22 protein-coding genes are annotated in these 21095 nt (G+C 71.8%); 13 read left to right on the top strand and 9 right to left on the bottom strand.

The features are described 5' to 3' along the window. Positions 1-432 precede the first annotated feature (432 nt). The 3 genes from QSK30_RS10280 to secA all read left to right on the top strand — a co-directional run bounded on the left by QSK30_RS10280 (position 433) and on the right by secA (position 5710). Complete coding sequence (locus QSK30_RS10280; protein ID WP_285501726.1) at positions 433-789, top strand: hypothetical protein; 357 nt, start codon at positions 433-435, stop codon at positions 787-789. Between the two features lie 526 nt (positions 790-1315). Beyond that, entirely contained in the window at positions 1316-1978 is a 663-nt protein-coding gene (gene hpf, locus QSK30_RS10275) for a ribosome hibernation-promoting factor, HPF/YfiA family (RefSeq protein WP_285501725.1), read from the top strand. A gap of 846 nt (positions 1979-2824) precedes the next feature. Then, positions 2825-5710 (top strand): preprotein translocase subunit SecA, encoded by a 2886-nt coding sequence (gene secA / locus QSK30_RS10270; protein ID WP_285501723.1) that lies wholly within the window; start codon positions 2825-2827, stop codon positions 5708-5710. A gap of 602 nt (positions 5711-6312) precedes the next feature. Here the strand turns inward: secA and QSK30_RS10265 are convergent. Next, positions 6313-6753 (bottom strand): Rv3235 family protein, encoded by a 441-nt coding sequence (locus QSK30_RS10265; RefSeq protein WP_285501722.1) that lies wholly within the window; start codon positions 6751-6753, stop codon positions 6313-6315. A gap of 101 nt (positions 6754-6854) precedes the next feature. On the opposite strand from QSK30_RS10265, the gene QSK30_RS10260 reads away from it, so the two are divergent. Continuing rightward, positions 6855-7244, top strand: a complete 390-nt coding sequence (locus QSK30_RS10260) for an HAD-IA family hydrolase (RefSeq protein ID WP_285501721.1) — start codon at positions 6855-6857, stop codon at positions 7242-7244. Here the strand turns inward: QSK30_RS10260 and QSK30_RS10255 are convergent. Then, positions 7236-7994, bottom strand: coding sequence for a TrmH family RNA methyltransferase (locus QSK30_RS10255; RefSeq protein WP_502871818.1), 759 nt, complete (start codon positions 7992-7994; stop codon positions 7236-7238). The two genes, QSK30_RS10260 and QSK30_RS10255, sit on opposite strands and share 9 nt — an antisense overlap. 56 nt (positions 7995-8050) lie before the next feature. Here QSK30_RS10255 and QSK30_RS10250 point away from each other — a divergent pair, with 56 nt between their 5' ends. From QSK30_RS10250 to pruA, 3 genes are all read left to right on the top strand, one after another. Then, positions 8051-9460: a WS/DGAT/MGAT family O-acyltransferase gene (locus QSK30_RS10250; protein ID WP_285501717.1), complete on the top strand. Its 1410-nt coding sequence runs from the start codon at positions 8051-8053 to the stop codon at positions 9458-9460. A gap of 4 nt (positions 9461-9464) precedes the next feature. Then, positions 9465-9968 (top strand): DUF6912 family protein, encoded by a 504-nt coding sequence (locus QSK30_RS10245; RefSeq protein ID WP_285501716.1) that lies wholly within the window; start codon positions 9465-9467, stop codon positions 9966-9968. 108 nt (positions 9969-10076) lie between these two features. Next, positions 10077-11705: an L-glutamate gamma-semialdehyde dehydrogenase gene (pruA, locus tag QSK30_RS10240; RefSeq protein ID WP_285501713.1), complete on the top strand. Its 1629-nt coding sequence runs from the start codon at positions 10077-10079 to the stop codon at positions 11703-11705. A gap of 390 nt (positions 11706-12095) precedes the next feature. Here pruA and QSK30_RS10235 read toward each other — a convergent pair whose 3' ends face one another. The 4 genes from QSK30_RS10235 to QSK30_RS10220 all read right to left on the bottom strand — a co-directional run bounded on the left by QSK30_RS10235 (position 12096) and on the right by QSK30_RS10220 (position 14742). Beyond that, positions 12096-12302, bottom strand: a complete 207-nt coding sequence (locus QSK30_RS10235) for a hypothetical protein (RefSeq protein ID WP_285501712.1) — start codon at positions 12300-12302, stop codon at positions 12096-12098. Between the two features lie 117 nt (positions 12303-12419). After that, entirely contained in the window at positions 12420-13262 is an 843-nt protein-coding gene (locus QSK30_RS10230) for an SCO4651 family lipoprotein (RefSeq protein ID WP_285501711.1), read from the bottom strand. A gap of 107 nt (positions 13263-13369) precedes the next feature. Further along, a complete protein-coding gene (locus QSK30_RS10225) occupies positions 13370-13981 on the bottom strand; it encodes an alpha/beta hydrolase family protein (protein ID WP_285501710.1) in 612 nt (203 codons plus the stop codon). Next, complete coding sequence (locus QSK30_RS10220; protein ID WP_285501709.1) at positions 13978-14742, bottom strand: SOS response-associated peptidase; 765 nt, start codon at positions 14740-14742, stop codon at positions 13978-13980. Before QSK30_RS10220 ends, QSK30_RS10225 begins: the two co-directional genes overlap by 4 nt. Before the next feature lie 100 nt (positions 14743-14842). On the opposite strand from QSK30_RS10220, the gene aroA reads away from it, so the two are divergent. From aroA to QSK30_RS10205, 3 genes are read left to right on the top strand one after another with little or no spacing between them, the layout of a single operon-like run. Beyond that, positions 14843-16111 carry a 3-phosphoshikimate 1-carboxyvinyltransferase gene (gene aroA / locus QSK30_RS10215; protein WP_285501708.1) on the top strand — a complete coding sequence of 423 codons (1269 nt, stop codon included), beginning with the start codon at positions 14843-14845 and terminating at the stop codon, positions 16109-16111. Position 16112: 1 nt separating this feature from the next. Next, complete coding sequence (rsgA, locus tag QSK30_RS10210) at positions 16113-17123, top strand: ribosome small subunit-dependent GTPase A (RefSeq protein ID WP_285501707.1); 1011 nt, start codon at positions 16113-16115, stop codon at positions 17121-17123. A 12-nt stretch (positions 17124-17135) separates the two neighbouring features. Next, positions 17136-17966 carry a PhzF family phenazine biosynthesis protein gene (locus QSK30_RS10205; protein ID WP_285501706.1) on the top strand — a complete coding sequence of 277 codons (831 nt, stop codon included), beginning with the start codon at positions 17136-17138 and terminating at the stop codon, positions 17964-17966. Between the two features lie 117 nt (positions 17967-18083). On the opposite strand, the gene QSK30_RS10200 is transcribed toward QSK30_RS10205, so the two are convergent. Both QSK30_RS10200 and ybaK read right to left on the bottom strand, forming a co-directional pair. Next, entirely contained in the window at positions 18084-18809 is a 726-nt protein-coding gene (locus QSK30_RS10200) for a dienelactone hydrolase family protein (protein ID WP_285501705.1), read from the bottom strand. Between the two features lie 206 nt (positions 18810-19015). Beyond that, positions 19016-19492, bottom strand: a complete 477-nt coding sequence (ybaK, locus tag QSK30_RS10195) for a Cys-tRNA(Pro) deacylase (protein WP_285501703.1) — start codon at positions 19490-19492, stop codon at positions 19016-19018. 202 nt (positions 19493-19694) lie between these two features. Between ybaK and QSK30_RS10190 the strand changes: the two genes are divergently transcribed. Then, entirely contained in the window at positions 19695-20300 is a 606-nt protein-coding gene (locus QSK30_RS10190; protein WP_285501701.1) for a sigma-70 family RNA polymerase sigma factor, read from the top strand. After that, entirely contained in the window at positions 20297-20602 is a 306-nt protein-coding gene (gene rsrA, locus QSK30_RS10185) for a mycothiol system anti-sigma-R factor (protein WP_285501699.1), read from the top strand. The genes QSK30_RS10190 and rsrA overlap by 4 nt, the downstream gene beginning before the upstream one ends. Positions 20603-20682: 80 nt before the next feature. On the opposite strand, the gene QSK30_RS37145 is transcribed toward rsrA, so the two are convergent. Then, entirely contained in the window at positions 20683-20757 is a 75-nt protein-coding gene (locus QSK30_RS37145; protein WP_096498094.1) for a 50S ribosomal protein bL37, read from the bottom strand. Positions 20758-20879: 122 nt separating this feature from the next. Here QSK30_RS37145 and QSK30_RS10180 point away from each other — a divergent pair, with 122 nt between their 5' ends. After that, positions 20880-21095 carry a biotin/lipoyl-binding carrier protein gene (locus tag QSK30_RS10180; protein WP_285501697.1) on the top strand — a complete coding sequence of 72 codons (216 nt, stop codon included), beginning with the start codon at positions 20880-20882 and terminating at the stop codon, positions 21093-21095.

The following is a 21095-nucleotide window of genomic DNA, read 5'->3' as shown; positions in this document are numbered from 1 at the left end:
GCCGCCGACCGAATCCCACTCCTGGCCGCCACCCACCCGGCGCTCACGGCCCTCGCGGTAGTGCGCGGTATGCCCACCACGGGCCCACCCGCCCCACCCACAGCCGCCACCCCGAACCCACCCGCCCCACCCGCAGCAGCCGCCCCCGCTGCGCCTGCCGCCGCCCCGGCTACCGCGAACGCAGAAGTGCCACGTGCTGCCACTGCTGCTGGCCCTGCCCCGGCCCTCGCGAGCGGAGTTACTCCACCTGCGGCAAGTGCCACGGTCGTGTCTGTCCCATCGGCAATGGCTACCGGGAGTCAGACAGTCCCAAGTGGCGTCCCCGGATCTTCGCCCTCCGCCTCAGCCGAGTCCACCTCAGAGCCGTCGCCGGGAGCGCCACGCCGCCATCGCGCCTTGCCGGTGCCCAGAGCCGCGTCCACCCTGTGGCTCGTGCCCGCTCCCTCCCGCGGCGAAGCCGTCCGCAAGCGGGGTGGGCACCACCTGGTCCGGGTCGCCGAGGTGGCCGCCGCCTGGCTGGTGGGCCAGGGGATCGACGCGGCCGTGGCTCCCGCCCTGCGGTTCTCCCGGGGTGCCCGCGACTCTGTGGGCCTCACCCCGGGTTCGCGGGCCGCCAACCTGGCCCGCCACCTCGTGATCGACCCGCGTGGCACCCCGCCCGCCCGCGCGCCGGTGGTCGTGCTCGACGACATCGTCACCACCGGGGCCACCGCCGCGGCCTGCGCGCGGGTCCTGGAAGCGGCCGGTCATCCCGTTCTCCTCGTGCTCGCGTGTGCGGCGACGGTCTGATGCCCACATGGCGGGACGACTCGGCCCACCCCCGTTCGGGTGAATCGGGACGGGAACCAGCGGCCGGGTGGAGCCGTTGGCCAGGTATGCGGACTGACGGGGTACGCCCATCCCGGGCGACAGCGGGGTTCGGGGTGTCACGCCGCCGAATCCACTACACCGCCAGTCGGCCGCACGCCATGCGGCGAATCGGTGAATCATGCTTCGGCCCTTCGGCGGTCCCGTACCGCGCATGGTCGTGTTCACCGGCGCGTCCGTCGCGCGGCGTCACCCTCGGTCGCGAACGGATGTCGCCCGCCTCGGGGGCTGTTGCTCCGTCGATTCCGGGGCTAACGTGCTGCGCTATCACCGTTCCCGGCTGGCAGGGAGGAGGCGAGTAGCCCATGACCCTGGTGCCGGTGGAGCGCTGACTTCCCGGGGGAGTCTCCCCAGGTCACGCCCTGTCCTGGACTTGGAATCCAGACCAGCCCGGCGCCGCAGTTTTTCGCGGAGAACCAATACTCGCCAGCTGCGAGGGAGGTCGTGTATGGACATCGTGGTTAAGGGCCGTAACGTCGAGGTGCCGGAGCACTACCGGTTGCACGTCGAGGAGAAGCTGAGCAGGCTGGAGCGCTACGACCGCAAGGTCATCCGCTTCGACGTCGAGCTGTTCCATGAGCCCAACCGCAGGCAGTCGAAGAGCTGCCAGCGGGTTGAGATCACCGGCAAGGGCAAGGGCCCGGCCGTTCGAGCCGAGGCGTGCGCGGGCGACTTCTACGCCGCGCTGGACCTGGCGGTGACCAAGCTCGAGAACCGGCTGCGCCGCCTGCACGACCGCAGGCGCGTCCACCACGGACGTCGAAGCCCCGCCTCCGTCGCGGAGGCCACATCAGCCGTCGTCGTGCCCGCGAGCACCAACGGCGAGGCCACGCACGCCGTGCGGACCGCCGTGCTGACCGCCCCGCAATACGACTTCGACGGTGCGGGCGAGGTCCCCGAGCAGCGCTGGGACGACGTCTCCGAGAACCTCCCCGGCCGCATCGTGCGGGAGAAGGAACACCCGGCCAAGCCGATGACGGTCGACCAGGCCCTCTACGAGATGGAACTGGTCGGACACGACTTCTACCTGTTCTCCGACGCCGACTCCGGCGTCCCCAGCGTCGTCTACCGCCGCCGCGCCTTCGACTACGGCGTGATCAAGCTCGTCTGACCCCAGGTCGCGGTGCCCCGGGTACCCGAGTGGACCCGGGGCACCGCCACGCCCCAGCACACCCAGCACCAGACTCACTTCGCGGCCGCACCGCGCTGAGCGCTCGCCGACCCGGTGAGCCACCGCTGGAGTCCGGCCGGCCCAGCCCGACCAAGCTCAGCCAGCTCAGCGCCACCCGGCTCGCCCAGCCCAGCCCGGCCCAGCGGCTCAGCTAGGGCTAGGCCCGGCGCGGCTAGGCCCAACCGAGGCCCAAGCCGAGCGTGCCCGGCCCGGCTAGCCCAGCCGAGCCCAGCGGCCCGGCCCGGCTCGGCCCAAGCTCGGCCCGGTTAGTGCCCCGCCAGCCCAACAACCCACCTGGCCATAACCCCAGCCCTCGCACCGCCCACCCCTCAAACCGCACCCCGCCACCACAGTCTCCCCGCGACCACTCCCGCCCCTGCATCCCATACGCAGCCAAAACACGGACTGGAGGGGTGTGTCAAGGCATCTTTCCCGCCTTGACACACCCCTCCAGTCCGTCGTCACAATTGTGCGGAGGGGAAGCAGGAACCAGCAGAGACCTACAGCGGCCCACGCTCATTCCGAGGCCCACCGAGGCCCACCCCACCCCAAGACCAACGCCCAACACCCCGGACACCGCCCGTTCGGGCGCTTCGTTCCCAGTGAACGACCTGTCCGGAACCTCTGGCCGCACCTGACCGTTAGCGCTGAGGCGGAGGTCACCCGGGTAGCCTGCGCGGCGCCGTTGTCGAGCGTCGCTGCGAGGGTTGCGGCGGGTTGCCTACGATGACGAACAGGAGCGTCCGTAGCGGGCGCACGACTATCAGCTAGCGAGGTCGACTCGAGATGGTGCTGTCCCGGATCCTGCGCGCGGGCGAGGGCAAGATGCTCAAGCGGCTGCGCAACATCGCAGCGCACATCAACTCGCTGGAGGAGGATGTCGTCGATCTCTCCGACGACGAGCTGCGCGGCAAGACCGAGGAGTTCAAGAAGCGCTACGCCGGGGGGGAGTCGCTCGACGAGCTGCTGCCCGAGGCGTTCGCGGTGGCCAGGGAGGGCGCCAAGCGGGTGCTCGGCCAGCGGCACTTCGACGTGCAGCTGATGGGTGGCGCCGCGCTGCACCTCGGGCAGGTCGCGGAGATGCGCACCGGTGAGGGCAAGACGCTCACCGGCGTGCTGCCCGCCTACCTCAACGCGCTCTCCGGTGACGGCGTGCACGTCATCACCACCAACGACTACCTCGCCAAGCGCGACGCGGAGTGGATGGGGCGGATCCACCGCTTCCTCGGGCTCACCGTGGGCGTGATCCTGTCCGAGATGACCCCGGCCGAGCGCCGCGAGGCCTACCTCTGCGACATCACCCACGGCACGAACAACGAGTTCGGCTTCGACTACCTGCGCGACAACATGGCCTGGTCGCTCGACGACATGGTCCAGCGCGGGCACCACTTCGCCATCGTCGACGAGGTCGACTCGATCCTGATCGACGAGGCGCGCACGCCGCTGATCATCTCCGGGCCGGCCGACCAGTCCTCGCGCTGGTACCAGGAGTTCGCCCGGATCTCGCCCGCGCTGCGCAAGGACGTGCACTACGAGGTCGACGAGCGCAAGCGCACCGTCGGTGTCACCGAGAAGGGTGTCGCCTACGTCGAGGACCAGCTCGGCATCGACAACCTCTACGAGGCCGCGAACACCCCGCTGGTCGGCTACCTGAACAACGCGCTCAAGGCCAAGGAGCTCTACAAGCGCGACAAGGACTACATCGTCCGCACCGGCGAGGTGCTCATCGTCGACGAGTTCACCGGCCGCGTGCTGGCGGGTCGCCGCTACAACGAGGGCATGCACCAGGCCATCGAGGCCAAGGAGAACGTCGAGATCAAGGCCGAGAACCAGACGCTGGCCACGATCACGCTGCAGAACTACTTCCGGCTCTACGAGAAGCTCGCGGGCATGACCGGTACCGCCGAGACCGAGGCGGCCGAGTTCCACACCACCTACAAGCTCGGGGTGGTGCCGATCCCGACCAACCGGGACATGATCCGCAAGGACCAGCCGGACCTGATCTACAAGACCGAGGAGGCGAAGTTCCTCGCGGTCGCCGAGGACATCGCCGAGCGGCACGAGCAGGGCCAGCCGGTGCTGGTCGGCACGACCAGCGTGGAGCGCTCGGAGTACCTGTCGAAGCTGCTGGTCAAGGCCGGTGTCCCGCACAACGTGCTCAACGCCAAGCACCACGAGAAGGAAGCCGCGATCATCGCGGGCGCGGGCCACAAGGGCGCGGTCACCGTGGCGACCAACATGGCCGGCCGCGGTACCGACATCGTGCTCGGCGGCAACCCCGAGCACATCGCCGAGGAGTCGCTGCGCGAGCGCGGCCTCGACCCGACCGAGACCCCGGAGGAGTGGCGCGCGGCGCTGCCGGGCGCGCTGGAGAAGGCCGAGGAAGCGGTCAAGGCCGAGAAGATCGAGGTCAGGGCCGCGGGCGGGCTCTACGTGCTGGGCACCGAGCGGCACGAGTCGCGGCGCATCGACAACCAGCTGCGCGGTCGCGCGGGCCGCCAGGGCGACCCGGGCGAGTCCCGGTTCTACCTCTCGCTCGGCGACGAGCTGATGCGGCGCTTCAACGCGGGCATGGTCGAGCGGGTCATGACGGTGATGAACGTGCCGGAGGACCAGCCGATCGAGGCCAAGATGGTCACCCGGGCGATCCGCAGCGCGCAGACCCAGGTCGAGCAGCAGAACTTCGAGATCCGCAAGAACGTCCTCAAGTACGACGAGGTCATGAACAAGCAGCGCAAGGTGATCTACGCCGAGCGCAAGCGGGTGCTGGCGGGCGAGGACCTCAGCGACGAGATCGAGAACATGGTCACCGACGTCGTCGACGCCTACGTCACCGGCGCGACCGCGGGTGGCTACGCCGAGGACTGGGACCACGCCAAGCTGTGGACGGCGCTCAAGACGCTGTACCCGGTCACGGTCACCTGGGAGGAGCTGGTCGACCGGGCCGAGGCCGACGGCCTGGACATGGACCACGAGTTCCTGCTCGAGGCCATCACCGCCGACGCGCTGCAGGCCTACAAGACCCGCGAGGCCGAGATCGACGCCAAGGTCGGCGAGGGCGCCATGCGCGAGGTGGAGCGCCGGGTGATGCTCTCGGTGCTCGACCGCAAGTGGCGCGAGCACCTCTACGAGATGGACTACCTCAAGGAGGGCATCGGCCTGCGCGCGATGGCCCAGCGCGACCCGCTGATCGAGTACCAGAAGGAGGGCTTCGACATGTTCGGCGCGATGCTGGACGCGCTGAAGGAGGAGTCGGTCGGCTTCATCTTCAACGTGCCGGTGGAGCCCGCCGAACCGGAGCCCGCGACGGTGCAGCTGGCGCCGCAGCCCAGTGCGCTGCCCGCGGTCAAGGACCCGGCGGCCGAGGCCCGCGCCGCCGAGCTGCGCGAGCGGCAGGCCCGCGCCCAGGCCGCCCAGGAGCGCGCCCAGGCCGAGCGGGCCGCCGCCGCGACCGCCACCGAGAAGCTCCCGCCCGCCCTGCGCGGCAAGGGCTTCGAGGGCCCGGCCCCGCAGCGGCTGAACTACAGCGGCCCGGCCGAGAACGGCGGCGTCGAGTCCCACTCCGAGGCCGCCGACAACGGTGACGGGTCGGGTGCGGGCGGCACCCGGCGCGAGCGTCGGCAGCAGGCCCGCGACCAGGCGAAGAAGGGCCGCAAGGGCCCCCGCCGCTGACCTGGCGAACACCACCACGCGACCCGCGGAGCCCCGGCTCCGCGGGTCGCGTGCTGTCTGGTGGTTCGGGTGTGTGAGGGAGTTGTGCGGGGTGGTGGTGGCTGGGCGGGTGCTGTGCCGGGGTGGATGGCGGGGGTGGTCCGGGGGCGGCGCCGGCGTCGGGAGGGTGTGCGACCAAGCGACGGAGTTCGCGAGGTTCACCAAGCCGCTGGCGAGCCCCCTGCCCATTCGGATTCGCGAGCGCGTGCTGTGCGGCCGGACCTGGTGGGTTTGGGGGAGCTGGGCTTGCTGGTGGTGGGCCGGGTGTCCGGTGGACTGGTGGTGCCGGGCCTGTGGTCCGGGGCGGGGCGCGCGGTCCGGGTGGCACGGGTGAGTGCTGGCAGCAGGACCGTGACTGGGCGAGGAAGGACCGTGCGGGCCTCTCGCCGCTGGCCTGGCGCAGGCCGCCGCGCGGCCTGCGGAGGTTCGGGTTCGCGGGTCGTGTGCCCGCGGATGGGTCTGGGTGGTTCGACGGAGCTGGCGAGGGCAGTGGTTGGCCGGGCGGGCGGTGGGCCGACCGTGATCGGTTGCGGCGGTGGGCGTCCGGTCGGTGGATTCCCTGCTCATGAGCCCACCAACCGCAGGGCTGTGCAGCGCCAGGTGCCGTTGGTCTGGGCCAGCCTGCCCGCGACCGCGCGCAGGCGCCAGGCGTCGGGGTAGGTGCGCGGCGAGACGCGGACCGAGGCGCAGATCTCCACCACACCCGGGGCCACGTGGCAGGTGCGCAGGGACATCAGGCGGTGGGCCAACCGCGACGGTGTGCGGGTTCGGGTCAACATCGCCTCGTACACCGGTGGGGTCAGGATCGTGTGCAGTTGGGTCAGCGGTCGCTTGCCCTCCAGGCATTCCATGAGCAGTAGCAACATCCGCCAGCTCAGTTCGCGGGTGGTTCGGTCGTCCCGCAGGGGGCCTTGCGACCACTGGTTCGCAGGCGGTGTGGCCCAGCGTTCTTCCAGGTACTCGGCGATTGGGGGCTCGTACGGCGGTAGCGCGGTCACCCGCATCTGCTGCTCTCCTTCCGACAGAATCGCCAGAACAGAGCACACAGGCACGGCCGTCCTGCCCGACCGTCACCTCAACTGGTGAACCTCAACGGAAACCCGGCATGATCAGACGTGTGCACTACACGGCCCTGATCGTCGACTACGCGGGTGTCTTCACCGACAAGGGAATTCCCAACATCGTGGCAGCGGCGCGTACCAGGGGGTTCAAGACCGCCCTGCTGTCCAATGCGGACCGTGTGCCGCCCGGCCTGCCCGACGTGTTCGACGCCGTGGTGGTTTCCGGCGAGGCGGGTGTCGCCAAGCCCGACCCGGAGATCTTCCGGATCACCGCCGCCCGCCTGGGAACCCCGGTGCGCCAGTGCGTCTTCGTCGACGACGTCGCCGGCTACGTGCGCGGCGCCGCCCAAGCGGGCATGACCGGCGTGCACCACCGCGACCTGGACTCCACAGTGGACGAACTCACCACCCTGCTCGGCGTCGACCTACGCTGACCGCCGCCGCACCAGCTCGAAGCACAGCACGGCCGCCGCCGACGCCACGTTCAGCGACTCCACCCCGCCGCTCATCGGGATCGACACCCAGCGGTTCACGTGCGGGCGCACGCCCTCGCTCACCCCCGAGGTCTCGCTGCCCAGCACGAACGCCACGTTGCCCGGCAGGTCCACCTCGAACACCGACTTCCGCGCGCCCGCGTCCATGGCGTAGAGCGGGTACCCGGCCGCCCGCAGGTCGGCCGCCGCCTCCTCGGCCGTCGCGCAGCGCAGCACCGGAGCGGTGAACGCGACCCCCGCCGACGCCTTGACCACCAACGGGTCGATGGTCGCCACCCCGCGCCGGGGGACCACGATGCCGCCGATGCCCGCCGCGGTCGCGGTGCGCAGGATCATGCCCACGTTGGCGGGCGTGGTGATCCCGTCGAGCAGCAGCACCGACGCGGGCCGCTTGCCGCCGAGCGCGTCGGCGAGCCGTCGCATCCGCGGCGCGACGACGTCGGCCAGCACACCCTGGTCCTGTTTCCCGTTGCCCGCCAACACCTTCACCCGCTGCGCGGTCGCGCGCTGCACCGGCACCCCGCGCTCGCGGGCGGCGTCCAGGATCTCCCGCGCGGCCGGTCCGCCCGCGTTGTCGGCCAGGATCACCTTGTCCACGGACAGCCGCGGGTCGCCCAGCGCCTCCAGCACCGGCTTGCGCCCGTACACGGTGACGAACCGGTCTTTGGGGGATGCGGCTTCGTAAGACACAGCGCGCAGCATCGCACGTCGGCGCCGGGCACCCGCGATGTGTCAGGATCGGGGGCATGCCCGACCGCCTGTCCGCCCTCGACGCCTCCTTCCTCTACCTGGAGGACGAGGTGACGCCGATGCACGTCGGCGGGGTCGCGGTGTTCCGCAGGCCGCGGTCGGGGTTCAGCTACGAGCACCTGGCCACCATCGTCGAGCAGCGGCTGCCGCTGGTGCCGCGCTACCGGCAGAAGGTCGTCGAGGTGCCCGGCCACCTCGCCCGCCCGGTCTGGGTGGACGACCCGGGGTTCGACCTGAACTACCACGTGCGCCGCTCCGCGCTGCCCCGCCCGGGCAGCGACCAGCAGCTGTTCGACCTGGTCGGCAGGCTGCTGGCCCGCCCGCTCGACCAGTCCCGCCCGCTCTGGGAGGCCTACCTGGTCGAGGGCCTGGCGGGCGGGCACGTCGCGCTGATCACCAAGACGCACCTGGCCCTGGTCGACGGCGTCCGCACGATCGACTTCGGCCAGGTCATCCTGGAGGCGGGCCCGCAGACCCCCGACCAGCCCGCCGAGGAGCCGTGGATCCCGCGCAGGCTGCCCGGCCCCACCCGGCTGGTGATCGACGCGGTCGCCGAGACCGTCCAGCGGCCCCGCGAGGTCGTGGAGAACGTGCGCGCCGCGGTCGGCGACGCGCTGGCCACCACGCAGAAGGTGGTGGGCGTGGTGTCCACCGTGGTCTCGGCCATCGGCCTGGCCGCCCGGCCCGCGCCGGGCGGTCCGCTCGACGCCCCGGTGTCCAAGGCGCGGCTGTACGCGGTCTCCCGGGCCCGGCTCGACGACCTGCGGTCGGTGCGGGCGCGACACGGCGGCACGGTCAACGACGTCGTGCTGGCCGTGGTCACCGGTGGGCTGCGCGCGTGGCTGCTCTCCCGCGGCCAGCAGCTCACCTCCTCCACCGCGGTCCGCGCGCTGGTCCCGCTCGCCGTGCGCGACGAGGAGGCCGATGGGACAGTGCCCGGCATGCTGGGCAACAAGGTCACCGCGCAGCTGGTCGACCTGCCGGTCGGCGAGCCCAACCCGTTCGTCCGGCTGCAGCACGTCGGGCACGCGCTGCGCGCGCACAACGACTCGGTCCGCTCGGTGGCCGCCTCGGCGCTGCTTAGGGTCGGCGGGTTCGCCCCGCCCACCCTGCACTCGCTGGGCGCGCGGGCGGCGGCGTCGTTCTCGCGGCGGATCTTCAACCTGGTGGTCACCAACGTGCCGGGGCCGCAGATCCCGCTCTACGCGGGCAACGCCAGGATGACCGAGATGTTCCCGGTCATGCCGCTGACCAGGAACCAGCCGCTGGCGATCGGGGTCACCTCCTACGACGGCGGGGTGTACTTCGGTCTCACCGGCGACCGCACCGCGATGTCCGACGTGGACGCGCTGGCGCGGATGCTGGAAGAGTCCGTCGAGGAACTGCTGACGACCGTGAGAGCGTGATGAGTTGAGGGTGTACGTACCGGCGACGGTGGCCATGCTGCGGACGTTGAACTCCGACGGCGAGCTGGCCGCGATCAGCAACACCGCGTTCGCGCTGACCCCCGCGCTGCGCGAGTCCTACGCCACCGGCGGTGACGAGGAACTGGAGTACGCGGCCATGCTGGACGCGGCGAAGGCCTCGCTGCGGCTGCTGGGCACCGAGGCGGCCGCCGACCCGGAGGTGCTGATGCGCCGGGCCGTGGTCTCCGCCGACGTCGACGACGTGCTGCTGCGGTCCGACCTGGACTACGCGGTGGTCAAGCTGGCGGGCCCGGTCCCGCTGGCCGCGATCGCCGCGATCCACCTGGACACCGCCGAGGCCGAGACCGCCGTGCGGGCCGCCGCCGCGGTCATCGACGAGGCCGACCTGGGCGACCCGGACGCGGAGTTCGTGCTCGGCGACGCCGAGGACCACGAGCTGGCCTGGTACGCCCCGCAGGAGTTGCCGTTCGTGCTGGAGCTGCTGTAGCCGGGTGTACATCCCATGACAGGATGTACGAGGTGAGCGGGCGAGTCCCGACCAGGCTCACCGTCGCCATGCAAGTCGATGCCGAGTCCCAGGGAGGCGAGCCACACGATGGACGCCGTTTCGTCCGTTCCCGACCCGACCAACGAGCCGATCGGCTCCTACGCGCCGGGCACGCCCCAGCGCGAGTCGCTCCAGCGCCGGATCGCCGAGCTGGAGGCCGAGGTCCCCGAGCTGACCTTGACCATCGGCGGCGAGCAGCGGCTGGCGGGCGGTGACCGCCTCGACGTGGTCCAGCCGCACGACCACCGGCACGTGCTCGGCGTCACCGCGCAGGCCACCCACCAGGACGTCGCCGACGCGGTCGCCGCCGCCAAGAAGGCCGCCCCGGCGTGGCGCGAGCTGCCCTTCGACGAGCGCGCGGCCGTGCTGCTGCGCGCCGCCGACCTGCTGGCGGGCCCGTGGCGCGACACGATCAACGCCGCGACGGTGCTCGGCCAGTCCAAGTCCGCGCAGCAGGCCGAGATCGACAGCGCCTGCGAGCTGATCGACTTCTGGCGCTACAACGTCTCGTTCGCGCGCAGGCTCATCGAGGAGCAGCCCGCGTCCTCGCCGGGCATGTGGAACCGCTTCGACCACCGCCCGCTGGACGGCTTCGTCACCGCGATCACGCCGTTCAACTTCACCGCCATCGCGGGCAACCTGCCCACCGCCCCGGCGCTGATGGGCAACACGGTCGTGTGGAAGCCCTCGCCCACCCAGCAGCTCGCCGCGCACCACACCATGCGGCTGCTCGAGGCCGCGGGCCTGCCCCCGGGCGTGATCAACCTGGTGACCGGCGACGGCCAGGCGCTCTCCGAGGTCGCGCTGACCGACCCGGACTTCGCGGGCCTGCACTTCACCGGCTCGACCAAGACCTTCAAGCACCTGTGGCGGCTGATCGGGGACAACCTCGACACCTACCGCTCCTACCCGCGCATCGTCGGCGAGACCGGCGGCAAGGACTTCGTCGTCGCCCACCCCTCGGCCGACCCGGCCGCGGTCGCGATCGGCCTGGTCCGCGGCGCGTTCGAGTACCAGGGCCAGAAGTGCTCGGCGGCCTCGCGCGCCTACATCGCCCGCTCGGTGTGGGAGGGCGGGGTGCGCGAGCAGCTCGTCGACGTGACGAACTCGATCTCCTACGGCGACGTCACCGACTTCAGCCACTTCGGCGGCGCGGTCATCGACGCGCGCGCGTTCGCCAAGCACAAGGACGCCCTCGCGGCGGCCGCGGCGAACTCCTCGATCGAGGTCCTCACCGGCGGCACGGCGGACGACTCGGTGGGCTACTTCGTCCAGCCGACGGTGCTGCTGGGCAGCGACCCGCTGCAGGACGTGTTCACCACGGAGTACTTCGGCCCGATCCTCGCGGTGCACGTGTACGAGGACGCGGAGTACGCGAAGGTCCTGGAACTGGTCGACACCTCGTCGCCGTACGCCCTCACCGGCGCGGTGTTCGCGACGGACCGGGCGGCGGTGGAGCAGGCGCACAAGGCGCTCCGCTTCTCGGCGGGCAACTTCTACGTCAACGACAAGCCGACCGGCGCGGTCGTCGGGCAGCAGCCGTTCGGCGGCAGCCGGGCGTCGGGCACCAACGACAAGGCCGGCTCGATCTACAACCTGCAGCGGTGGGTGAGTCCGCGGTCGATCAAGGAGACGTTCGTGCCGCCGGTGGATCACCGGTATCCGCACATGGGCTGAGGTCTGGGTTTGGTGGTTCCCGGATCCCTTGCGTTTCCCTGAATCCCCTACGCCAAGTGTGACTACGGGCGGGGGGCGGAGTGGTCTGGGGGTGGGTTGGGGGGCCGCTGCCAGGTCGGTGGCAGGCGGAGCTGTCGGCTGCTGGAGTTGGGGGAGCGGTGGAGCTTGCGGGGCTGGTGGAGTCGGGCGGAGCGGCCGGGAACAGCCGAGGCGGTGTTCGCTGGGTGGTGTGGCTGGGTCGAGGGAATCCCGGCGCTACCAGGGCCGTGGGTCGAGGTGGCCGAGGTGGGTCCTGCAGGTGGTCCGCCAGCTGGCCGCGATGGTCCGCTTCGACGGCTACCGCGTGCTCGCCTCCTCACCGGCGCCCCGACCTCCACCAGCACATCAGGCTCAGACCGGCGGGATGATGTCCGGGAAGTGGCCGACCGTCTTGCAGTGCGGGCATGATCGGCCGTTGTCGATCGTTCGGGGGGAGTCGCCGATGATCGCGTGTTTCGGGTCCGCGACCATTCCGCCGCCTCCGCAGTAGGGGCAGATCGTCTGCAGCTGGCCGGGGACGTCGTCGTCGTCCTCTTCTTCGGGCGGGTGCTCGTTCACCTGGTGGCATCCGTTCGGCTGGCGGGGCTGGCCCGTGCATCATGGCCGAAACCGGCCTGGACAGCGCAGTGCCCCCGGCCGATCCACTCGGCCGGGGGCACTGGCGTTGTCCGGGCTTCAGCTGCCGGGGAGGGTGGCGACCTCGGCGGCGGGCGGGGCCGAGACGTCGACCGCCTTGCCCCAGTTCGTGTAGTCGGCCTGGATCTTGGCGGTGGTGCCCGCCGCCGGGATCTCGGTGATGTAGCGGATCGGGAGGTCGTCGGAGTTGACCCAGACCTCGACCGGGTAGGTCTTGACGCCCGACTGCTCCAGTTGGGCAACCGCCTCCGAGTCCAGGCCCAGGTCGGCTGCCTTGATCTTGGTGACGTCGACCGTGATCGAGTAGTGGGTGGCCTGCCGGCCGTCGATCTGCTCCGGCTTGACCGCGGTGATCTTGCCCGCCGTGACCAGTTGGCCCAGGGACTTGCTCGGGTCGGCGTTCTTCAGCGAGTCCAGGGAGCCGTTCAGGGTCTTGGCCAGGGGGTTGTCGCCGCTGAGGTCGAGCTTGAGCCACGGCTTGCCCGGCTGGAGCGGCTGCGGGGTCTTGACGTAGATCGCGTTGTCGACGAACCGCGTGGTGATCGTGCCCTCGGGGGTGACCATCGACATCTGCATGGCCGTCTGGGCGCCGAAGCTGAGGTCGCCGTCGCCGTTGAGCTCCGCGCCACCGGCACTGCCGGTGAACTTCACGTGCACGGCCTTGGAGTTCGTGCTCTTCTGCTTGACCGCCTCGGCCAGGCTCTTGAGGGTGTCGAACCCGCTCTGGCCCGCGTCGGTGGCGTCCGCGGTGCCCGTGCCGGGCGCGGACGAGGTCGGTGCCGAAGTGGACGGTGCCGACGTGGACGAACCATTGCACGCGGTGAGCGAGAGAGCCGTGACCGCGACCGCGGTCAGCAGCTTCGTCTTACCGGTGAACGCCATGGGTGTGTTCCCCTCGAATGTTTGTGTGTTCGACCGGTAGGACGCGTGGGGCGCCCGCGGGGTTCTCCCCGGCGGCGAGTCCGTCCACTTCGTCCAGGTCTGGCGGGTCAGTCGAGTGGGCGCAGGATCCGGTGCAGCCACTCCTCGACGGTGCGGGAGAGGACGGGGAGCTCGCGCTTGAGCGAGTGGTCGCCGGGCACGCTCATGATCTCCCGCAGGTGCCCGGCTGCGGGCTGGCCGAACGGGTCGTTCTGCCCCTGCACGACCAGCGTCGGCACGGTGACCGCGTCCAGTTCGGACTGCCTGCTCTTCTCCGGCTTGCCCGGCGGGTGCACCGGGAACGCCAGGCAGAGCACGCCGACGGCCTCGCCGTCGGCGTGCGTGCGGCAGGCCACGCGCGCGCCGGAGGACCGGCCGCCGAACACCAGGGGCAGGTTGTCGAACCACAGCGCCGACAGGTGTTCCACCACGGCCAGCCACGCGGTGTCGAGCTGGGTCGCGGGGGCGGGCGCGCGCCTGCCCGCGACCCGGTACGGCTGTTCGACCAGTGCGACGTGCACGCCCGCCGCCGTGGCGCCGCGGGTCGCGGCTACCAGGTCGGGGGCCTCGATGCCGCCGCCGGCGCCGTGACCGAGCAACAGGCCCGCACGGCCCTCGGGAGCGCAGTGCAGCTCGGCCCGGGCCGGGCCGTGCGGGGTGTCGATCTCGGTCTTGGTCACGGGCGCCCGCTGAACAGGTCGGGCGCGTCCAGGTCGGCCACTGCCGCCAGCGGCTCGAGCAGCTCGGGGCCGTTGTTGCGCACGCTGTTGACCGCCTGCGACACCGGCCGAATCTCCAGTGCGTCGACCAGGTCCAGGGACGGCGGCGCGAGCAGCTCAGAGACCTCGCGCGAGTCCGGGTCGAGCCAGCGGGCGAACGCGTCGCGGCCCAGCAGCAGCGGCATCCGGTCGTGGACCTCGGCCAGCGGGCCGACCGCGTCGGTGGTGAGCACCGCGCAGGTGATCAGGATCGGCTTCGCCGGGTCGTCCTGGTCGCGCCAGGTGGTCCACAGGCCGGCCATCGCCAGGCTGCCGCCGTCGCGCGGGGTGGTGAAGAACGGCTGCTTCGAGGTCTTGTCCCGGCGCCATTCGTACCAGCCGTCGGCCGGGATGAGGCAGCGGCGCTCGGCCAGCGACTTCTTGAACGCGGGCTTCCCGGCGGCGGTCTCGGACCGGGCGTTGATCATCTTGGCGCCGCCGCCGGAGTCCTTGGCCCAGGCCGGGACCAGGCCCCACCGCATCACCCGCAGCGTGCGCTCGGTGGTGCTCCGGTCGACCGCGCCGTCGGCGTCGCGGGGGTGCCGCTGCACCACGGTGACCACGTTCTTCGTGGGCGCGACGTTGTAGTCCAGGTCGGGTGCCTGGTCTCCCATCGTGTCGATCGCGTCGAACTCCGCGGCCAGCGTCGCGGGGTCCTTCGCGGCCGCGTACCTGCCGCACAAGGTCTCTCCACCTCCCGGGTGTGCTCGAATCGTGACATGCGGGACCGGCAGTGGCGAGCCGGTAGCCCACGCGGGGCCCTGGTGCGGGAGGATTGACCACATGCCGCAGCCCTGGTCAGCCCCCGTCGCCCAGACCCCCGTGCGCGCCACCGTGACCGTGCCCGGATCCAAGTCGATCACGAACCGAGCCCTCGTGCTGGCCGCCCTCAGCGGTGGGCGCAGCACCGTGTCGGGCGCGCTGGAGGGCCGCGACGCCGATCTGATGACCGGCGCCCTGCGCGCGCTCGGCGTGCCGGTCGAGGTCGACGGTGCCACGGTCCGCGTCGGCGCCCACGGCGGCTTCCGCGGCCCGGCGGAGGTCGACTGCGGCCTGGCGGGCACGGTCATGCGGTTCGTGCCGCCCGCCGCCGTCCTCGCCGACGGCGAGATCCGGTTCGACGGCGACCCGCGGGCCCGCGAGCGGCCGATGGACACCGTCCTGGACGCCCTGCGCGCCGTCGGCGCGGTGGTCGACGGCGACGCGCTCCCGTTCACCCTGCACGGCACCGGCGGGATCGCGGGCGGCACGGTCACCATCGATGCCTCCGCGTCGTCGCAGTTCGTCTCGGGCCTGCTGCTCTCGGGTGCCCGCTACGACAAGGGGTTGACCGTCCACCACGACGGGAAACCCGTGCCGTCCATGCCGCACATCGAGATGACCGTGCAGATGCTGCGCGCAGCGGGCGTCGAGGTGGACGACGCCGAGCCGCACACCTGGCGGGTCGAGCCGGGCCCGGTCGCCGCGGTCGACTGGGTCGTCGAGCCGGACCTGTCCAACGCGACGCCGTTCCTGGCCGCCGCCGCGGTCACCGGCGGCGAGGTGACGGTCACCGGCTGGCCCTCGGCCACCACGCAGCCCGGCGACGCCATCCGCGACATCCTGTCCCGGATGGGCGCCGAGGTCACCCTCGTCGACGGCGCGCTCACCGTGCGCGGCCCGGCCCGGCTGTCCGGTGTGGACATCGACCTGCACGACGTCGGCGAGCTCACCCCCACCGTCGCCGCGCTGGCCGCCCTGGCCGAGGGGCCGTCCCGGCTGCGCGGCGTCGCGCACCTGCGCGGGCACGAGACCGACCGGCTCGCCGCGCTGGCCGCCGAGATCAGCGCGCTCGGCGGCGACGCGACCGAGACCGAGGACGGGCTGGCGATCCGCCCGGTGCCACTGCACGGCGGCCCGTGGCGCGCCTACGCCGACCACCGGATGGCCACCGCCGGCGCGATCATCGGCCTGGTCGTCGAGGGTGTGGCCGTCGACGACATCGGCACCACCGCCAAGACGATGCCCGACTTCCCCGCCCGGTGGGCCGACATGCTCACCGAGACGCGCTGACGTGGGCTCCCGGCGCGGCGACTGGAGCAGGCTCGACGAGGCCGACGTCCGGGTGCGCCCGGGCAAGGGCACCCGGCCACGCAGCAAGCGCCGCCCGGAGCACGCGGACGCGGTCACCGGCATGGTGGTCGGCAAGGACCGGGGCCGCTGGACCTGCGCGGTCGACCGGGACCCCGGGCACCTGGTGGTCGCCATGCGGGCCCGCGAGCTGGGCCGCACCCCGGTCGTCATCGGCGACCAGGTGGACATCGTCGGCGACACCAGCGGCGACCCGGACACCCTCGCCCGGATCGTGCGGGTGGCCGACCGCGCGAGCGTGCTGCGCCGCACCGCCGACGACACCGACGCCTTCGAGCGGGTCGTGGTCGCCAACGCCGAGCAGCTGATGATCGTCTGCGCGCTGGCCGACCCGCCGCCGCGCACCGGGTTCATCGACCGCTGCCTGGTCGCGGCGTTCGCGGGCGGGCTGGCGCCGGTGCTCTGCCTGACCAAGTCCGACCTCGCCGACCCGGCGCCGCTGCTGGCCAAGTACGCCGAGCTGGACCTGCCGGTGGTGGTCACCCGGCGCGACACCGAGCCCGACGAACTGCGCGCGCGGCTCACCGACCGGGTTTCCGCGCTGGTGGGCCACTCCGGCGTCGGGAAGTCCACTTTGGTCAACCGGCTGGTGCCCGACGCCTTCCGCGCGACGGCCGCGGTGAGCGGTGTCGGCAAGGGGCGGCACACCTCGACCTCGGCGGTCGCGCTGCCGCTGCCGGGCGGCGGCTGGGTGGTGGACACCCCGGGCATCCGCTCGTTCGGCCTGGCCCACATCAAGCCGAACGACATCGTCTCGGCGTTCGAGGAGTTCGTGGCCGCGGCCGAGGAGTGCCCGCCCGGCTGCGGGCACCAGGGGCCGCCGGAGGACCCGGACTGCTACCTGGACACCATGGTCGCCGAGGGCACCGCCACCCCGGGCAGGCTGGAGTCCCTGCGCCGGTTGTTGGCCTCGAAGGCGGGGACCGAGGACTGACATGATGCGCTCGTGGAGATCCTGAGATACACGGCCTTCAGCGCCGACCCGGCAGGCGGCAACCCGGCGGGCGTGGTCCTGGACGCGACCGGCGTCCCGGACGCCGAGCTGCTGGCCGCCGCGGCGGAGGTGGGCTACTCCGAGTCGGCGTTCCTGGTGCCCCGCCCCGACGGTGACCTGGACGTGCGGTACTTCAGCCCGCTGGCGGAGGTCCCGTTCTGCGGCCACGCCACGATCGCCGCCTCGATCGCGTACGCCACCGCGCACGGCGCGGGCCCGCTGCGCCTGCGCACCCGCGCGGGGCTGGTCGAGGTGAGCACTAGCGAGACCGAGGGCGGGATCTACACGGCGACACTGGTGAGCGTGCCGCCCAAGACCAAGCCGTTGGACGCTCTCGCGGACCTCTTGGCCGCGTTGGGCTGGTCGGCGACGGACTTGGACCCGGCGCTGCCTCCGCGCGTCGCGTACGCGGGCGCGTGGCACCCGATCATCGCCGCGGGTTCTCGGGAACGGTTGGCGGACTTGGACTACGACTTCCCGGTACTCCAAGAGCTGATGGCCGCCCAGGACTGGACGACGATCCAGCTGGTCTACCGCGAGTCCGACACGGTGATCCACTCCCGCAACCCGTTCCCGCCCGGCGGGGTCGTCGAGGACCCGGCGACCGGCGCCGCCGCGGCGGCGTTGGGCGGGTACCTGCGCGAGCTGGGGCTCGTGGAGTCGCCCGCGGCGTTGACCATCCACCAGGGTGACGACATGGGCAGGCCGGGCGTGATCACGGTGACCATCCCGTCGGACCCGGGCTCGGGCATCCACGTGAGCGGCACGGCCGTCCCCCTCTGAGCCTGCTCTCGCCGAAGCGCGGGCCGGGCACCGCCATCGAGGAGGGCCGGGGCCCGTCCTCGATGAGCGGCGTCCTGGCAGGCAGCTCCTACCGGCTGCCTGCTTGGCGGACCGGCCTCACCTCAGGTGCCGGGCGAAGAACCGGTTCCCCTCGTCCCCCTCGAACTGCGGGACGCCGGTGTGCCCGCCCATGTTGGCGTGCAACGTCTTCTCCTTGGTACCGAAGGCGTCGAACAGGTCCAGGGCCATCTGCCGGTCGTTCCCCTCGTCGTCCCACTGCAGCAGGACCTGCAGCGGGATGGTGACCTGCCGGGCCTCGTCGAACGTGGCGCGGGGCACGAAACTCCCGGCGAAGAGCACGGCGGCGGCGATGCGCGGCTCGACCACCGCCAGCCGGACGGCGATGGCGATCACCCCACCCGCGAACCCGACCGGGCCGCCGATCTCGGGCAGCGCGAGGAGGGCGTCCAGGGTGACCCGCCACTCCGGGACCGCCTTGTCGACGAGCGGGAGGACGAGCCGGTCGACGATGTCGTCGGTGACCGTCTCGCCTGCTGCCAGCGCCCGGCGCAGGTCGGCGCGGGCCTCGTCGGTGGCGGGCGAACGGGGCCGGTCACCGCTGCCGGGGAGCTCGATGGTGGCCGCGGCGTAGCCCTCCGCCGCGGCGTGCCGGGCCCGGGCCGACAGCCGGGGGTACATCTTGGACAGTCCGCCGGGGTGGCCGAGCAGGATCAGCGGGGCGGGCGCGGAACCGGGCGTCCACAGGATGCCGGGGACGTCGCCGAGGGTGAACCCGCGTTCGAGGACACCGTCGTCGAAGCGCTGTTCGGAGGTGAATTCCATGGTCGTGCCTTTCGGGAGTGCGCGTTGACGGCGCTCCCGGACGACCTACCGCCCGGCCGTGACCCCGTGGGGGAGCACCCATGTCGATACGTTCACGGGTACCACCTCCTCGGTCTCCAGCACGGCTGCCGGAAAAGTAGCAGTGGCCGTCGTGGTCCGCCAACGAGTTTTCGCGGAGCGGCGCGGGTCGTGGAGCGCTCCGAGGGTCAGCGGGCGGCGATGTCGGCCGTGCTGCCGCCGACCAGGGTGACCAGGTCGTCCGCCGCCAGTTCGATCTCCAGCCCGCGCCGCCCGCCGGAGCAGAACATCGTCGGGAAGGCCTGGGCCGAGGTGTCCACCACCGTCCGCAAGCGTTTGCGCTGACCCAGCGGCGAGATGCCGCCCGCCACGTACCCCGTGGTGCGCTCGGCCACCGCCACGTCCGCCATCCGCGCCTTCTTGCCGCCGACCGCGGCCGCCAGCGCCTTCAGGTCCAGCTGGGCGTCGACCGGGACCACGCCCACGGTCAACACCCCGTCGACCTCGGCGAGCAGCGTCTTGAACACCCGATCGGGGGTGACGCCGAGCGCGGCGGCGGCCTCCAGGCCGAACGGCTGCCGGGGGTCGTGGTCGTAGGAGTGCAGCGTGTGGGCGACTTTCTGCTTGGCCAGCAGTGCCGTCGCCGGGGTTCCTCGTCCTGCCACGGGGACAGGCTAGAGGGGGAATGCCGATCGCGTCCGCCGTGTTCAAGCCAGTGTGCTCACCCAGGAGATCACCGAGACGAAGCGGCCGAGTTCACGTCGTGCGGGTGGTTCGGCCAACAGCCTGCCGCGCCCGATCCGCGTAAGCTCGGTGAAGCCCTATGCGCACCTCGACACGGGTGCGCGCGCACCCGAAAGGAGCGCGGTGCCCCGCACCGAAGCCAAGAGTGCCGAGTCCGCCGCCGCGCGCGGGGAGCGGTTCGAGCGCGACGCCATGCCGCTGCTCGACCAGCTCTACTCCGCCGCGCTGCGGATGACCCGCAACCCCGCCGACGCCGAGGACCTGGTCCAGGAGACCTACCTCAAGGCGTTCGCCGCCTTCGCGTCCTTCTCCGCGGGCACCAACCTCAAGGCCTGGCTCTACCGCATCCTCACCAACACCTACATCAACGGCTACCGCAAGCGGCAGCGCCAGCCGCTGCAGTCGCCGACCGACGAGATCACCGACTGGCAGCTGGCCAAGGCCGAGAGCCACACCTCCAGCGGGCTGCGCTCGGCCGAGGTCGAGGCGATGGACCTGCTGCCCGACGACGACGTCAAGCGGGCGCTGCAGCAGCTGCCCGAGGAGTTCCGGCTGGCGGTCTACCTCGCCGACGTCGAGGGATTCGCCTACAAGGAGATCGCCGAGATCATGGGCACGCCGATCGGCACCGTGATGTCCCGCCTGCACCGCGGCAGGCGCCAGCTGCGCGACCTGCTCGCCGGGGTGGCCCGCGAGCGCGGGTTCGTCCGGGAGGTGGCGGGGTCGTGAGCTGCGGCAACCACCACGAGACCGACTGCGGCGACGTGCTCGGCGAGGTGTGGCTCTTCCTCGACCAGGAGTGCGACCTCACCCGCCGCGCGACGCTGCAGCGGCACCTGGACGAGTGCAGCCCGTGCCTGGAGCAGTACGGCATCGAGGAGCACCTCAAGGTCCTGCTCGCCCGCAAGTGCGGCGGCGACCAGGCGCCGGAGGAGTTCCGCGACCGGCTGCGCGCCTCGATCCGCAAGACGGTCATCGAGCACGGCGGGGTGAACATCGAGATCACCCGCACCACCGTCGAGCGCGACTGACCAGCACGCCAGCCAGCCAATACGCGAACAGGCCCCGGCACGGGTGTGCCGGGGCCTGTTCGCGTACGCGGAGCTGGTGCTCAGGCGTTGGGGCGCTTGCCGTGGTTCGCGCCACCCTTCTTGCGGTCGCGACGCTTGCGGGCGCGCTTCGACATCGGTGCCTCCTGCTGGCTTTGGCTTGAGCCGACGATTTTGCCACGTCGTGGTTAGGGGTTTTGCCAGGCCCCGGTCGTGGTTGGATTGGATCGGGCAGCACCAGGGCGAAAAGGGGCAGCGGATGGCGCAGGAGATCCACGCCGAGATGGTGGCCAACGTGCTCAACGTGGTCGCGCGCGAGGGTGAGCGGTTAGCCGAGGGTGACACCGTGGTGATCCTCGAGTCGATGAAGATGGAGATCCCGGTGCTCACCGAGGGCGGTGGCAGGCTGACCAGGCTGGCCGTCAAAGAGGGCGACGTCGTGCAGGAGCACGACCTGATCGCCGTGCTGGAGTAG

The sequence above is a fragment of the Actinokineospora sp. NBRC 105648 genome (assembly GCF_030269645.1).
Lineage (GTDB): Bacteria > Actinomycetota > Actinomycetes > Mycobacteriales > Pseudonocardiaceae > Actinokineospora.
Note: the sequence above shows the minus strand (reverse complement) of the source record. Positions and strands in the feature narration are given on the sequence as shown.